Genomic DNA, 13,757 nt, shown 5'->3' on the forward strand with positions numbered 1-13,757 from the left:
ATCTAATTTAAAACCGTTTCTATCCCTATGATGGAAACGGTTTTTTAATATCTGATGAGGTGCATATGAACCGAAATATGGACCATGAATATTACTAATTAAATGGGTTAACATGTAAACCGAGGCGTCATGATATTATATAAAAAAACCGCTCCAATTTGTTGGAGCGGTTTCATTTATATACTTGGGTTATTCTAAAATGTATATATTTTAAAATAGTGTACTCCTAGAGCAATCTTATTTATTTTTCAATTCCTACCATTTCAATGATAAAGACCAAGTCGGTTCCTGGTGGAATAACTCGGTTGCCACGCTCTCCATAAGCTAAATGGGAAGGTAGAAAGAAATAAGACTTGTCGCCCACACGCATTTGAGACGCTGCTTCTCTAAAGCCTGCAATCATTGGGGCGTCAGGACCAATTTTAGTTGGCATCGGGTTATACATCCCAGCTTCATCTTTTTGTTCATTAAACATCCCGTAGGTTTCTTCAACACTTTTTACGTTACTGTCAAACAATCGGCCGTCCGTAAAGTAGCCTTCATAATACAACTGCGCAGTATCGCCTGCTTTTGGTTTCTCGCCTGTACCTTTTGTAATGTTGTACATTTTTAACCCAGAAGCAAGGGTTTTTGATTTGCCTTCATAAGTATCTAACGCCGGTTTCATGTCTGCCGCCGCCGCCGCGCTTTTTTCTTCTCTTTCTTTTTGTGCTGCTTCAGCCTTAGCTTGACGTTCTTTCTCTTCTTGTTCAGCTTTAGCAAAATGATCTTTGAAAACTACTGGTGCATCAAATTTTTTCGCATCCTTTCCTTTACGGATAATATTAACTTCTTCCATAATAACAGGATCTACTGGCTTATCACCAGGGCCTGTTTCAACACCTGCCAATGTATGTAGGACATCTTCTCCCATGACTAAATAACCAAAAACATTGTACCCACCATCTAAGTTTGGTGTAGGGCCTTCAGTAATGAAAAATTGGCTGCCATTAGTATTTGGTCCAGAATTGGCCATAGATAATGTCCCAACTTTGTCATGTTTAAGATCTTCAGAAATTTCATTGTTAAATTTATATCCTGGACTACCGCTACCTAGGCCTGTAGGGTCTCCACCTTGAATCATGAATTCGTCTATAATTCTATGGAATGTCAAACCGTTGTAATATTTTTTACCAATGTAAGCACTGTCCACAAGTGTGTTGGTGCCTTCAGCCAAAGAGATGAAGTTGGCAACCGTAACGGGCGCTTTTTGGTATTCCAAACGGAGTACCATTGTTCCTTTATTGGTAATAATTTCAGTGTACAATCCATCTTCTAAATCTGGATACTTGTCTTTACATGCTGATGCCGTAACAAGGAGCATTAGTGCTAACAGGCCAAAAGCCTTTCTAATCAATTGCATAGTTTAATCGTTTTGGTTTTGAATTATTGAATTAACGGTCACTTCGCAAATAACGGGAGTGTTTGTGCCAATTTTTTTCTTGTCACCATAGTAACCGTAAGCTTTTTGGGAAGGAAATAAAAAGGTGACTGTTTCACCTGGTTTCATAAGTTTTAGACCTTCTCGGAGTCCTGTAAATAGTTCTTCCTGATCCATCGCATAATCGCGTGGTTGGATGTCTTCGTCGGAATAGATAGCATTTCCATTGAAATCTTTCACATCATAATCAAAGTTGACGATATCTCCAAATGATGGCGTAATGGTATCTTTATCCACCTTTGTATTATAGTAGTACCAAAATCCGCTTTCTGAAGCAATATAGGTTTTGGAGGTGTCCGATTTAATGATGTTTTGAATTCTTTCAGTCTCTGCAGCATTTAATTTCTTGTTACGCTCAGCTGATATTTTTATAAAAGATCCTGTTTTTTGAGATATAGGTCTTCTGGCTTCAGGAGACTTGCAACTACTGATACCAAGGGCTAAAATAAAAATGAGAAGAATGGCTCTTATCATAAAGTTAAGTTGTGTTTATAGCTAGGCAATATACTAATAAATTTTTCAACAGTTTCATTTAATCCGAGGTCGCTTTTACCGCCAGCAGCGTTGGTGTGTCCACCACCGCCAAAGTTATCTCGAGAGAATTCATTTGCAGAGAAGTCTCCTTTACTCCGGAACGAAATCTTAATAATTCCCTCTTGCTTGTGTTCAATAAAAATAGCTGCGAAAATGATGTTTTTAATAGAAAGGCCATAATTGACGAATCCTTCAGTGTCACCTTTCCTAAAATTAGCCGCATTTAACTCTTCTTGGCTGAGCGTAATATATGCCGTTCTATATTCCGGTAAAATTTTTAAATTTTTGAGGGCAACGCCCAATAATTGTAAGCGCTCAAAACTGTTGGTGTCGTAAATGGCATTGTAAATTTCAGAATGGTCGGCACCTTTGTCAATCAAATTAGCGGCAATCAGATGGGTTGTGCTGGTGGTTGACGGAAACCTGAAAGACCCTGTATCTGTTAAAATACCGGTATATAAACAGGTAGCGACTGTAGAGTCAATGTGAGCGGTGTCATGTAACATATTAATAAAATTGTAAACCATTTCACAGGTTGAACTCATAGTCACATCACTATACATATAATGGGCATACCCATCGGGTTGTTGGTGATGATCAATCATGATTTTTGTGGCCATCGCATTCTCTAAAGGCATTTCCATAGCCCCTGAACGGTGAAGCGCATTAAAATCAAGCGTAAAGATGACATCGGCTTGTATAATCAATTGCTCAGCCTTTTCCCTGTCAGATTCATGAATAACCACATGTTCATGCCCAGGCAACCATTTTAAAAATTCAGGATAATCATTTGGCGCTATCACAGTAGCATTATGATTATGCTTTGCAAGATAGTGGTAAAGCCCTAAGGTAGATCCCATAGCATCGCCATCTGGGTTCTTATGTGGAACAATAACAATGTGTTTTGGCGCTGATAATAGTGCCTTTATGGCTTTAATATTGTGTTCAGTCATAGCCCGCGAAGATACAATTTTTTAATATCCATAATATGGTTTTTACTGATAAATGACGTACTTTTGCACGAAATTTATTAAGGGTAAACAAAATGTAGTTAATACATTGGGCTTGTGTAAAGCATATCAACCCTTAAAAATAAAAATTAATTAGAATCAATTAAATTACAAATATGGCAACTAACAGAACATTTACAATGCTTAAGCCAGATGCAGTCGAAAAAGGACACATTGGTGCAATCTTAGAAAAAATCAGTGCTTCAGGCTTTAGAATTGTAGCATTAAAATTAACCCACATGACTACTGCTGATGCAAAAGAATTTTATGCTGTACACAGCGAAAGACCTTTTTACGGCGAATTGGTAGAATACATGACGCGTGGACCAATTGTGGCTGCCGTTTTGGAAAAAGAAAATGCAGTTGAAGATTTCAGAACTTTAATTGGGGCTACCAACCCTGCTGATGCAGCCGAAGGAACAATCCGTAAATTATATGCAGCTTCTATTGGCGAAAACGCGGTTCACGGAAGTGATAGTGATGAAAATGCTGCTATTGAAAGTGCATTCCACTTTGCTGGTAGAGAAATGTTTTAAGGATAATACCCTTTAAAAAAAATAGCTTGGGACAATGTTCTAAGCTATTTTTATGTTCTATATATTACAACAAAAAGCCCTGCAACATCAGTTGCAGGGCTTTATCATTTAAAAAAGCTTATATATTAGATAACTTTTACGTTAACTGCGTTTAATCCTTTTTTTCCTTCTGTAAGATCGAATTCAACTTCATCGCCTTCACGAATTTCGTCGATTAATCCTGAAATGTGAACAAAATGTTCTTTGTTGTTTCCTTCTTCTACGATAAAACCGAAGCCTTTAGCATCGTTGAAAAATTTTACTGTTCCTTTACTCATTGTAATAAATATTAAATTAATTGTATATAATAGTTCAAAGATAGTGCCAAAAAGAATACAAACTCCTTTTTGAACCATAAATATTTTAGAATGGCACCATCGCCCAATATCATTGGGATTGTGAGCAGTTGTAGAATGAATTTATGGGTTGAATTTTAATGTAATTTCAGCTATCTCGATTACAAAAACGCTACAAATCAATGAAGTGAGCTAACAATTAACGAAGAACTAATTTCTTAATCACGTCTTTTCCCAAAGACTCATTGAGCATTGTAATGATCTTTTCCTTACCATAGCTCAGCTCTTCCCGAAGCACACTGGAACTTAATTGTACATAAAGTGTGTCTCGTTCTAACTGTATGGCTGTAGTATAGTTGTTTACGCCATTGCCCATCATTTTTGCCCAAGCATCTCTGACATTTACTTTGTCCAATCCGGTTTGTAGATTATTTGTGTCTACAAATTCTTGCAGAAGTTCGCTTATGGAGAGATTATCTTTATTGCGTTTTGCCATAATTGGTGTTTTGCAGATGATTAGATGATTTGATTGGTATGTTTGCAAGACCTTAATATAAAATAGGCCTCTTTATACTGTAGTTAAAAAACAAAATACTTCTCTATTTTCTTATTTTTCTACTACTATAGGTTGAAAGCGTTTGTAAAGATACCGTACATTTTGTTCGTTTACAATCAAAAGTTCATCTTCCGTGGCCATTAACACGGTTTCTTTCCATTTAGCGTAGGGCGTGGTGTAATACACATTTAAACTGTCATTTTCAACTTTCAATGTCAATTGCTCCGCATCATCGGAGGTGGTGTAGGTGCCATCAAAACTAGGTTTCATTTTTTTTCTGAATCCTGTTAAACTATCAGAAACGCTAAAATAGTCAATGGTGTCACTATAGGTATATTCACGTTTGCTACCATCAGACAGCGTTACTTGGTCAATTTCCCAATATCCGTTTATTAAAGGAATAAATGCTTCAGGGTTATTGCTACAGGACATTATTAAGAAGAATAAAAGGCTAGAGATCCATAAATTTTTCATGTTGTAAATTTTATTAATGAGGCACCCAAGTTGTGGTTTTTGGCGTCATTATATATCTTAGAGTTTAAATATTTTGTATGACTGGTGGACTTGTTTAATGATGTTTTCCGTTCTTTCGGCATGTGTATCGCTGATAAAGAGTTGGCCAAAATTTTCATTGTCGACCAATTCAATAATTTGTGCCACCCTGTTTTCATCTAATTTATCAAATATATCATCTAATAATAAGATAGGGGAGACACCACTTTGTTGTTTAATGAAGTCAAATTGCGCAAGCTTTAGTGCAATTAAAAACGATTTTTGTTGCCCCTGACTTCCAAATTTTTTAATAGGAAACCCGTCAATTTCAAAATTTAAATCATCTTTATGTATGCCTACTGTGGTGTACTGAACAGCTTTGTCTTTGTGAATACTACTACTTAAAAGAGTCTCCAAATCGGCTTCATACAAATCGCTTTTGTAACTCAGGTGCACAGGCTCCTGCTGATTACTGATCGCATTGTAGCGCGACTTGAAAATAGGGATAAAGGTTTCGAGAAACAATTTTCTAATGGTAAAAATTTCAGACCCATATTGATGCAATTGGTCATTATACACTTCAAGGGTTTGTGCATTAAAAGTATTGTTTAAGGCGAAATACTTTAATAGTGCGTTTCGTTGCTGAAGTACTTTGTTATAGTTGATAAGTTGGTTGAGGTAATTTTTGTCACTTTGTGAAATGACGCTATCAATAAATTTCCGTCGTGTTTCGCTACCTTCAATGATTAAATCTCTATCGGCTGGTGAAATAATGACTAAGGGGATAAATCCAATATGATCGCTAAATTTTTCATATGCCTTGCCATTGCGCTTAATCATCTTTTTTTGTCCTTTTTTAAGCGATACAATGATTTTTTCTTCACGCTCTTCTTTTTCAAAAAGACCTTCTACTACAAAGAATTCCTCCCCATGACGGATGTTTTGGGAGGCAATAGGATTAAAATAACTCTTGCCAAAAGATAAGTTATATATAGCGTCTAAAACGTTAGTTTTTCCAATGCCATTGGCGCCCACAAAACAATTGATTTTCTGATCAAAAGTAAAGTCTTGACTGTCAAAATTCTTATAATTTAGTAAGGAAAGTGAGTTTAAAACCATGAAAATAATTCGCTTTTTAATAAGATTTTATTCAAGTGCGCGAAAGGATGTGCAAATTATTGAAAAATAACAAATAATTTACCTTTTATATACCAATAAATATTATAATTTTGCGGCGCACAAATTACAATGATATGGCAACTTATAAGAAACGAGGATACAAACCAAAAACACAAGCTGAAAAGACTGAGGCTTTAGAAGACAATTCAACAACAGCTGAAGTATTTAATACTTTGGACGAGTCTGCTTCTAAAACTGAAGAATGGGCCGTTGAAAACCAAAAGTATATTATTGGTGCTGTAGCGGTAATTGCTGTAGTGGTTTTGGCGTATTTAGGCTACAACAAGTTTGTTGCAGAACCAAAGGCAAGTGAAGCTATGAACGAAATGTTTACGGCACAACAGTATTTTGAACGCGCTGTGAACGATACAAATGCTAAAGATTCACTATATACATTAGCTTTAAACGGTGGTGAAGGGAAGTTTGGTATGCTAGATATTATTAATGAGTACGGTGGTACACCTGCTGCTAATTTAGCAAACTATTATGCTGGAATGGCCTATTACAATTTGAATGATTACCAAAACACTGTTAAGTTTTTGGGCGACTTCTCAAGTGATGATAAAATTTTGGCACCTATTGCAAAAGGAAGAATCGGCGATGCTTTCGTGCAATTAAATCAGCCAGAAGATGCATTGAGTTACTATGAAAAGGCAGCAAGTTTGAATGATAATGACTATACTACGCCAATGTATTTATTTAAGGCGGGTACTGTGGCTTTGACATTAGGAAAGCAAGAGAAAGCATTGGATCATTTCAAATCTATAAAAGAAAATTATCCTAATTCTAATGAAGCATCTAATATTGATGTGTTCATAGGACAGGCACAAGCAAGTTTGTAAAAACATGGCAACGAAGAATCAAAATTTATCCGCTTACGATAAAAACACAATCCCAAATGCGAAAGATCTTCGGTTTGGGATTGTTGTTTCAGAATGGAATAGCAACATCACAAACAATCTTTATGAAGGTGCCTTGACCACTCTTATAGAGCATGGTGCACTGGCAGACAATATCTATAGTTGGCATGTGCCAGGAAGTTATGAACTTATTTATGGCAGTAAGAAAATGCAAGAGCACCAAGTTGACGCTGTAATTGCTATTGGGTGTGTAATACAAGGTGAAACCAAACACTTCGACTTTGTATGTGAAGCAGTAGCCAACGGCATTAAAGACTTGAATGTCATGCATGATACTCCGGTAATATTTTGTGTGCTTACGGATAATGCGATGCAACAGTCTATCGACAGATCTGGCGGCAAACATGGTAATAAAGGGGTAGAAGCGGCGGTAGCGGCTATCAAAATGGCGGTATTGCGTCGCGAAGCCTAATTTATTAGCCAGTCTTCAGTTGGCAGTTTTCAATGCTCAATAGGCAGTTTATGTTGTTATTAAAGATGGCAGGTTCTATCTTAAGTATATTGCGAACCCCGAACTCCCAACTCCCAACTCCTCTTGGTTCACACTCGTAAACCTCACCTCAATTTCTCTTAACATATTTTAGCAGTTTAGACATCGTTTTTCCTCGTATTTTGAGTACATTTGAAGTTCACAAAGGCAAAGCGTTCAATAGTGAATTTATTTAAACAACGTCAACCTAAACGTTTCAGTTACACGCCTCGGCATCTCAAAGACCATCATAAAGATCAGTCTTATGGGTTTGAGCCTAAATGGCGTCAAAAAAACCTACGCAAAAAAAAGGCGCCAACATTGCTTATCTTACTAATTTTTTTAGGTATGGTAATTGGTGTATGGTACGTGTTAAGTAACTACGAAATTTAGAAATTATGGGCATCTTTAAAACACGTCAAAACAAGAAATTTAACTATATCCCACGTCATTATAAAGGCGAAGGAAATCCATATGAGATCAAGCATAAATTTGATGATCATAGGAAGACTATTGGAAAGGTTGGTTTAAAAGGCACGTTTGAAAATGCTATGGATGACTTTAAGAACACTCCTGATCAGGCCGCAAATAAACGCACCCTCATTATCGCTGGGATATTAATATTAATTTTCCTCCTGATCATAGGCTTTGATTTGTCAATATTCTTTCCAAAAGGCTAATGTCAGATATTATTCAACTTTTACCAGATCATGTTGCTAATCAAATTGCGGCAGGAGAGGTCGTGCAACGTCCTGCATCTGTGGTCAAGGAATTACTTGAAAACGCCATTGATGCTGAGGCAACCTCCATTAAATTAATTCTTAAAGATTCAGGCAAAACCCTTGTTCAAGTTATTGATAATGGGAAAGGCATGAGCGCTACCGATGCGCGATTGAGCTTTGAGAGACATGCCACTTCTAAAATTCGGTCTGCTGATGATTTGTTCAGTTTGCATACCAAAGGCTTTAGAGGTGAAGCATTGGCGAGTATTGCTGCAATAGCCCATGTTGAATTAAAATCTAAGCAAGACGCTGATGAACTTGGAACATTAATAGCCATTGAAGGCAGTGAAATTAAAACCCAAGAAGTCACCGTTACACCAACTGGAACATCAATCGCTGTAAAACATTTGTTTTTCAACATCCCTGCGCGTCGTAACTTTTTAAAATCAAATACAGTAGAGCTACGCCATATTATTGATGAATTTCATCGTGTTGCTTTGGCACATCCCAATATTGCATTTGCAATGTATCATAATGGGAGTGAGCTGTTCAACTTACACGATAGCAATTACCGTCAACGTGTGGTTCATATCTTTGGTACTAAAACCAATGAGAAATTGGTACCTGTTGAAGAGACTACTGAAGTACTGAAAATTTCAGGATTTGTGGGGAAGCCACAATTCGCCAAAAAGACAAAATCAGAACAATTCTTTTTTGTCAACAACAGATTTATAAAAAGTCCTTACCTCAACCATGCCATTAATGCAGCTTTTGACGGATTGATTAAGGACGGCCACCATCCCATCTATTTTTTAAATCTAACGGTCGATCCAAAATCGATTGATATCAATATCCATCCTACAAAAACCGAAATTAAGTTTGATGATGAGCATACCTTGTATGCCATTTTAAGGTCATCGGTCAAACATAGTTTAGGGCAGTTTAATATAGCACCGGTATTGGATTTTGAATATGATACCAATTTAGATACGCCCTACAACTATAAAGATAAAGGCGCCCAAACCCCTACTGTTGAAGTAGATCGGGATTATAATCCGTTTCGAGAAGAACGTTCATTTGGCAAACAGACTACAGCTTTTAAGAAACAAACGCCAAATAATTGGGACAGCTTGTATGTGGGGTTGGAGTCTAAAGGCACACGCGATGCTCAAGATTTCAGTCAAGTGGAATTTGAAAGTGAACCTGAAAACGTTTCGTTATTTGGCGATCAGTCATCACATGACACGGCTCAAAGTACATATCAATTTCAGAATAAGTATATTATCAGCACCATAAAATCTGGCATGTTGATGATCGATCAGCATCGTGCACATCAACGCATTTTATACGAAGGCTTGTTGAAAAGTATGACAGTAAAGGAAGCGGTTAGTCAACAATTATTATTTCCCTTACAATTGCATTTCACCAGAGCGGAATTAACGATCTTAAAACAGTTACAGAGCGATTTGGAAGCTACAGGGTTTGTGTTTTCTTCTATTGATGAAAAGCAAGTAGAGATTACCGGCCTGCCTATAAATGTACCAGATAGTGAAGTATCAATTATTTTAGAACAACTTATTGGAGATGTAGAACAAGAGGTGCCAGATAGCCATTTTAGTGCCACAGACCTCTTGGCAAAATCTATGGCAAAAAGCTTAGCAATAAAAACAGGACAGTCCTTATCAAATTTAGAGCAAGAACATTTAGTAAATAGTCTCTTTGCCTGTAAGGAGCCTTCTGTATCACCCACCAACCGCGCCACATTTATTACCCTTACGATTGATGAGGTTGACAGAAAATTTATGTAATTTTAATTAACGTAAAGACTTAAGAAGCATGAGAGGAATTACAGATACCGTTAAACATTTGCTCATTATAAATGTGTTGATGTTTATTGGGACAATTACCATCCAAAATGGTGTATTTTATAATTGGTTTGCCTTACATTTTCCCAAAAATGATTTATTTCAACCATGGCAAATTATTACCCATATGTTCATGCATGGAAATTTGATGCATATTGCTTTTAATATGCTGGCCTTATGGATGTTTGGCACAGCTGTAGAACAAGTTTTTGGCGCCAAAAAATTTATTTTCTTCTATATTTCTGCTGGTTTGGGGGCGGCACTTGTTATGCTGGGCGTGTACTATTTACAGTATCTTCCTAAGGAGTCAGACATATTATCAGCCGGGTTTACATCAAGTCAAATACATGAAACGCTTACTACTGGTAAAGTCATGGATGGTATCAATGCGGCACAAAGGGAACAATTGCAAAGTATGTACAACATCTTCAACTCGTCTATGGTTGGGGCTTCAGGAGCTATATTTGGTGTATTGGTGGCCTTTGGTATGTTATATCCTGAATCTAAATTGATGCTCATTTTCTTACCTATTCCTATAAAAGCCAAATATTTTATTCCTGCCATTATTGCGTTAGACTTAATTTCAGCAGTTACAGGATCATCGTTTTTTAGCCCTAGTAATACGGCCTATGCAGCGCATCTTGGTGGTGCCCTGACAGGTTTCTTGATGATGTGGTATTGGAAGAAAACACAATTCAATAAAAATCGTTGGGATAGATGACTTCATTAAATCAAGATATAAAAGAGAAGTTAAGGACCCTTAATGTACTCGAGAAAATAATTGCTATTAATGTGGTGGTGTTTTTGGTGGGGTTATTACTCGCCGTTTTTATAAAGACGGGAAGTAGTCTATATTGGTTAGAGTTGCCAAAAAATCTGGGTGAGTTTATTTTTAAGCCTTGGAGCATTATAACCTATGGATTTACACATTATGGTCTGTTCCATCTGTTGTTCAATATGATGGTGCTTTACTTTGTGTCTCAAATGATGCTTAATTTATTTGATTCTAAATTGACTTTAAAAATCTATTTTTTGGGAATCCTTTTGGGCGGGCTGTTCTTTTTGTTTGCCTATAATGTCTTGCCCAATGATTTTTTAAAGCCAGCTGGGGCTTTAGTTGGGGCCTCGGCAGGTGTTAGGGCATTGTTGATTTTTTTATGTGCCTATATGCCCAACACACAAGTTAGGTTGTTGATATTTAATGTTAAATTATGGCATTTGGGAGTTGCTATGGTAGCCTTTGATCTTATAGGTTTATTTGGATCTAACCAAGGAGGAACTATAGCCCATTTAGGCGGCGTTGCATTGGGATATTTCTATGCCAAACAGTTAACAAAAGGTAATGATATTGGTCAAGGATTTGAAAAACTTATGGATTGGGTTGCAAATTTGTTTGATAAAAGCGGGAAATCGCCCTTAAGAACTGTACATAAGCGCAAATCAAATACGGTAGCAGGCCATAATAAATCAGAGTTTAAGGAGTTTAATAAGCAAAAGCAAATAGATCTTATCTTGGACAAAATAAGCAAAAGTGGTTATGAAAGTCTGACAGAGGAGGAAAAAGCTTTTTTATTTAAAGCTAAAGACTAAGTTCAATGTCAAAACTCAATCTCTTCAATAAGTTTGTGTTTTTCATAAATAGCATTGTAGCCACCATATTATTGCTGTCTTATCTATTGCCATACGTGGAACCAGAACGCTCTGCATTTATATCCGTATTAAGTCTGACTGTACCATTTCTTATTATCGTTAACATATTATTTGTGATTTATTGGCTTTTATCAGTTAAAAAGCAGCTTTTATTGTCGCTTATAGTGCTTTTAATTGGCTTTAATCATATCGCATCATTATACAGATTTTCTGCTTCTAAGCATGTGGAAGATGACGCTAATATTGCTGTAATGAACTATAATGTGCGTTTGTTTAACTTATTTAAATGGATACCCAACCCAGACGTGCCCTTTGAAATAAGTCAATTTATTAAAGACAAAAAGCCAGACATTATCAGCATGCAAGAATACCGCCCAGATGACGGTCTTGCGCTCCAGGAGTACTATAAATTTGAAGTGCTCTCTGGAAACAAAATAAAAAATGGGCAAGCTATATTTTCGAAATTTCCAATCATAAATAAAGGTTCAATTGAATTTCCCAATACTTATAACAATGCTATATTTGTAGACGTTGTAAAAGGTAAAGACACAATAAGAATTTATAATGTGCACCTCCAATCATTGAAAATTGATGCGAGCACTGATCCTCTAAAAAATGAAACTTCGGAAAACCTATTTAAACGTGTAGGCAATACATTCAGGTTGCAACAGGCTCAAGCCGATTTATTTTTAGAACATAAAGCGAAAAGTCAATACAAGGTGATCATTTGTGGCGATTTTAATAACACCGCATACTCTTATGTGTACAATAAAATTAAGGGAGACAATTTGAATGATGCCTTTGTAGAGGCAGGTAACGGTTTTGGCCGCACCTTCAATTTTAAATTTTTTCCGGTACGCATTGATTTTATAATGGCTGATGACAATTTTGAAATCAATAATTTTAAAACTTTTGAAATCGGTTTCTCTGACCATTTCCCCATAATGAGTAAAGTTAAGGTGAAGTAGGGGTCAGTTTTCAGTTGGCAGGTATCAGTTTGCAGTTATCAGTTTGCAGTTTTTTGGTAGCAAAAGACAATCAACAATCAACACTCTCCACTCTTCAATTAAAAATTCATCATCATCCAACAATCCGTGGCATCAGCAATCATGTGGATGACTAGTCCAAGACCAATAAGTCTGGTTTTCCTAAAAAATAGAAGCCCCACATAAATTACCATAGCGTAATAGGTGTGCAACGGATGGAAATTTATACTGCAACGCCCAGAATCAAAGAGAGGTACGGCTAAGAGGTGGTCTAAATCAATAATCATGGTGGCAATCATTATCAAAAATGCCCGTTTCCATGCCGATTTAAAAAATAGGAATGCTACTGCCAGAGGCATCCCAAAATGAATACCATAGTGTATAATGGATTGAAGCATTATTGCGGTAATTGTTGGCGCTCCAAATACAACAAGGCATTTGGGCCTTCGTTAAATATCAAATCGAGGATGCTTAAGTTTGAGATAAAGCCAAATTTGTCATCAAACACCTGAACATAGGGGGTTAATGGTTGCTGCTGTTCCTTTCTATGTGCTGCTAAATAACGGTAATCTGTTTTACCCTGCGGGTCAAGTTCAAACTCGGTGGTGTAATCAAACTCTAAATTGTACTGAAGACATTCTAAAACAGCCTCTAAACATTTAAAGTTAAATGCCATTAAATTTGTTGCTTCTTCTTGAAATAAATGCAGAAGATCGTGTTCATAAAATTCGAAAAAAGGCGAACTACTATAGGCTGATAGTATTGATTTCCAATGCAAATCCTGCCAATTGTCATCATTCGAAATGGTGATGTCTTTGTAGAGCTGTCTGTTTTTTTGCGAATAAACTACAGGTACCGTCAATGGCATTTTACCTTGTGCGCCGTAAATGGTCATGCGGTTTCTATAGGTTTGCTTCTGATAATTATCATATACTTCAAAAGTTACTCTTCTCGCTTGTACCACCGCAACACATTGTGCAATGCTAGGGAAATAAGTAGGATGAAGTAAAATGTCCATAAATG

At 36.6% G+C, this 13,757-nt stretch carries 17 protein-coding genes; 8 read left to right on the top strand and 9 right to left on the bottom strand.

Features of this window, described 5'->3' with window-relative positions; all coding sequences use genetic code 11:
* Positions 1-241: 241 nt before the first annotated feature.
* Genes BXY82_RS13005 through BXY82_RS13015 form a run of 3 tightly spaced genes read right to left on the bottom strand, consistent with a single transcriptional unit; the run spans position 242 to position 2,967 of the window.
* The gene (locus tag BXY82_RS13005) at positions 242-1,402 is read right to left on the bottom strand and encodes a peptidylprolyl isomerase (RefSeq protein WP_133758679.1); all 1,161 of its coding nucleotides are present in this window, start codon (positions 1,400-1,402) and stop codon (positions 242-244) included.
* Positions 1,403-1,405: 3 nt separating this feature from the next.
* Positions 1,406-1,954, bottom strand: a complete 549-nt coding sequence (gldI, locus tag BXY82_RS13010) for a gliding motility-associated peptidyl-prolyl isomerase GldI (protein WP_133758680.1) — start codon at positions 1,952-1,954, stop codon at positions 1,406-1,408.
* Entirely contained in the window at positions 1,951-2,967 is a 1,017-nt protein-coding gene (locus BXY82_RS13015) for a DHH family phosphoesterase (protein ID WP_133758681.1), read from the bottom strand. The genes gldI and BXY82_RS13015 overlap by 4 nt, the downstream gene beginning before the upstream one ends.
* 173 nt (positions 2,968-3,140) lie before the next feature.
* Between BXY82_RS13015 and BXY82_RS13020 the strand changes: the two genes are divergently transcribed.
* The gene (locus BXY82_RS13020) at positions 3,141-3,560 is read left to right on the top strand and encodes a nucleoside-diphosphate kinase (RefSeq protein ID WP_027125507.1); all 420 of its coding nucleotides are present in this window, start codon (positions 3,141-3,143) and stop codon (positions 3,558-3,560) included.
* 125 nt (positions 3,561-3,685) lie between these two features.
* On the opposite strand, the gene BXY82_RS13025 is transcribed toward BXY82_RS13020, so the two are convergent.
* From BXY82_RS13025 to recF, 4 genes are all read right to left on the bottom strand, one after another.
* Positions 3,686-3,877 (bottom strand): cold-shock protein, encoded by a 192-nt coding sequence (locus tag BXY82_RS13025; RefSeq protein WP_027125508.1) that lies wholly within the window; start codon positions 3,875-3,877, stop codon positions 3,686-3,688.
* A 217-nt stretch (positions 3,878-4,094) separates the two neighbouring features.
* Positions 4,095-4,391, bottom strand: coding sequence for a DUF721 domain-containing protein (locus tag BXY82_RS13030; protein WP_133758682.1), 297 nt, complete (start codon positions 4,389-4,391; stop codon positions 4,095-4,097).
* 111 nt (positions 4,392-4,502) lie between these two features.
* Positions 4,503-4,925 (bottom strand): lipocalin family protein, encoded by a 423-nt coding sequence (locus tag BXY82_RS13035; RefSeq protein ID WP_133758683.1) that lies wholly within the window; start codon positions 4,923-4,925, stop codon positions 4,503-4,505.
* A 57-nt stretch (positions 4,926-4,982) separates the two neighbouring features.
* Positions 4,983-6,062, bottom strand: coding sequence for a DNA replication/repair protein RecF (gene recF, locus BXY82_RS13040; protein ID WP_133758684.1), 1,080 nt, complete (start codon positions 6,060-6,062; stop codon positions 4,983-4,985).
* 134 nt (positions 6,063-6,196) lie between these two features.
* On the opposite strand from recF, the gene BXY82_RS13045 reads away from it, so the two are divergent.
* From BXY82_RS13045 to BXY82_RS13075, 7 genes are all read left to right on the top strand, one after another.
* Complete coding sequence (locus BXY82_RS13045) at positions 6,197-6,964, top strand: tetratricopeptide repeat protein (protein WP_133758685.1); 768 nt, start codon at positions 6,197-6,199, stop codon at positions 6,962-6,964.
* Between the two features lie 4 nt (positions 6,965-6,968).
* Positions 6,969-7,454: a 6,7-dimethyl-8-ribityllumazine synthase gene (ribH, locus tag BXY82_RS13050; protein ID WP_133758686.1), complete on the top strand. Its 486-nt coding sequence runs from the start codon at positions 6,969-6,971 to the stop codon at positions 7,452-7,454.
* A 455-nt stretch (positions 7,455-7,909) separates the two neighbouring features.
* A complete protein-coding gene (locus BXY82_RS13055; protein WP_133758687.1) occupies positions 7,910-8,191 on the top strand; it encodes a riboflavin synthase subunit beta in 282 nt (93 codons plus the stop codon).
* On the top strand, positions 8,191-10,041 hold the full coding sequence (gene mutL / locus BXY82_RS13060; protein WP_133758688.1) for a DNA mismatch repair endonuclease MutL: 1,851 nt from the start codon (positions 8,191-8,193) through the stop codon (positions 10,039-10,041). Before BXY82_RS13055 ends, mutL begins: the two co-directional genes overlap by 1 nt.
* 28 nt (positions 10,042-10,069) lie before the next feature.
* Positions 10,070-10,819 carry a rhomboid family intramembrane serine protease gene (locus BXY82_RS13065; protein ID WP_133758689.1) on the top strand — a complete coding sequence of 250 codons (750 nt, stop codon included), beginning with the start codon at positions 10,070-10,072 and terminating at the stop codon, positions 10,817-10,819.
* Complete coding sequence (locus BXY82_RS13070; protein WP_133758690.1) at positions 10,816-11,688, top strand: rhomboid family intramembrane serine protease; 873 nt, start codon at positions 10,816-10,818, stop codon at positions 11,686-11,688. The genes BXY82_RS13065 and BXY82_RS13070 overlap by 4 nt, the downstream gene beginning before the upstream one ends.
* A gap of 5 nt (positions 11,689-11,693) precedes the next feature.
* On the top strand, positions 11,694-12,716 hold the full coding sequence (locus BXY82_RS13075) for an endonuclease/exonuclease/phosphatase family protein (protein WP_133758691.1): 1,023 nt from the start codon (positions 11,694-11,696) through the stop codon (positions 12,714-12,716).
* A gap of 98 nt (positions 12,717-12,814) precedes the next feature.
* Here BXY82_RS13075 and BXY82_RS13080 read toward each other — a convergent pair whose 3' ends face one another.
* Together BXY82_RS13080 and BXY82_RS13085 are read right to left on the bottom strand one after the other, a co-directional pair.
* Entirely contained in the window at positions 12,815-13,132 is a 318-nt protein-coding gene (locus BXY82_RS13080) for a DUF6122 family protein (RefSeq protein ID WP_133758692.1), read from the bottom strand.
* Positions 13,132-13,752, bottom strand: a complete 621-nt coding sequence (locus BXY82_RS13085) for a WbqC family protein (RefSeq protein WP_133758693.1) — start codon at positions 13,750-13,752, stop codon at positions 13,132-13,134. The genes BXY82_RS13080 and BXY82_RS13085 overlap by 1 nt, the downstream gene beginning before the upstream one ends.
* Positions 13,753-13,757 lie beyond the last annotated feature (5 nt).

The sequence above is a fragment of the Gelidibacter sediminis genome (assembly GCF_004364975.1).
In the GTDB taxonomy this organism is placed as follows: Bacteria; Bacteroidota; Bacteroidia; order Flavobacteriales; family Flavobacteriaceae; genus Gelidibacter; species Gelidibacter sediminis.

What these genes read in the sequence shown, in the direction of transcription:
- BXY82_RS13005 (WP_133758679.1), bottom strand. Translation starts at nt 1,402, where the DNA reads ATGCAATTGATTAGAAAGGCTTTTGGCCTGTTAGCACTAATGCTCCTT.
- gldI (WP_133758680.1), bottom strand. Translation starts at nt 1,954, where the DNA reads ATGATAAGAGCCATTCTTCTCATTTTTATTTTAGCCCTTGGTATCAGT.
- BXY82_RS13015 (WP_133758681.1), bottom strand. Translation starts at nt 2,967, where the DNA reads ATGACTGAACACAATATTAAAGCCATAAAGGCACTATTATCAGCGCCA.
- BXY82_RS13020 (WP_027125507.1), top strand. Translation starts at nt 3,141, where the DNA reads ATGGCAACTAACAGAACATTTACAATGCTTAAGCCAGATGCAGTCGAA.
- BXY82_RS13025 (WP_027125508.1), bottom strand. Translation starts at nt 3,877, where the DNA reads ATGAGTAAAGGAACAGTAAAATTTTTCAACGATGCTAAAGGCTTCGGT.
- BXY82_RS13030 (WP_133758682.1), bottom strand. Translation starts at nt 4,391, where the DNA reads ATGGCAAAACGCAATAAAGATAATCTCTCCATAAGCGAACTTCTGCAA.
- BXY82_RS13035 (WP_133758683.1), bottom strand. Translation starts at nt 4,925, where the DNA reads ATGAAAAATTTATGGATCTCTAGCCTTTTATTCTTCTTAATAATGTCC.
- recF (WP_133758684.1), bottom strand. Translation starts at nt 6,062, where the DNA reads ATGGTTTTAAACTCACTTTCCTTACTAAATTATAAGAATTTTGACAGT.
- BXY82_RS13045 (WP_133758685.1), top strand. Translation starts at nt 6,197, where the DNA reads ATGGCAACTTATAAGAAACGAGGATACAAACCAAAAACACAAGCTGAA.
- ribH (WP_133758686.1), top strand. Translation starts at nt 6,969, where the DNA reads ATGGCAACGAAGAATCAAAATTTATCCGCTTACGATAAAAACACAATC.
- BXY82_RS13055 (WP_133758687.1), top strand. Translation starts at nt 7,910, where the DNA reads ATGGGCATCTTTAAAACACGTCAAAACAAGAAATTTAACTATATCCCA.
- mutL (WP_133758688.1), top strand. Translation starts at nt 8,191, where the DNA reads ATGTCAGATATTATTCAACTTTTACCAGATCATGTTGCTAATCAAATT.
- BXY82_RS13065 (WP_133758689.1), top strand. Translation starts at nt 10,070, where the DNA reads ATGAGAGGAATTACAGATACCGTTAAACATTTGCTCATTATAAATGTG.
- BXY82_RS13070 (WP_133758690.1), top strand. Translation starts at nt 10,816, where the DNA reads ATGACTTCATTAAATCAAGATATAAAAGAGAAGTTAAGGACCCTTAAT.
- BXY82_RS13075 (WP_133758691.1), top strand. Translation starts at nt 11,694, where the DNA reads ATGTCAAAACTCAATCTCTTCAATAAGTTTGTGTTTTTCATAAATAGC.
- BXY82_RS13080 (WP_133758692.1), bottom strand. Translation starts at nt 13,132, where the DNA reads ATGCTTCAATCCATTATACACTATGGTATTCATTTTGGGATGCCTCTG.
- BXY82_RS13085 (WP_133758693.1), bottom strand. Translation starts at nt 13,752, where the DNA reads ATGGACATTTTACTTCATCCTACTTATTTCCCTAGCATTGCACAATGT.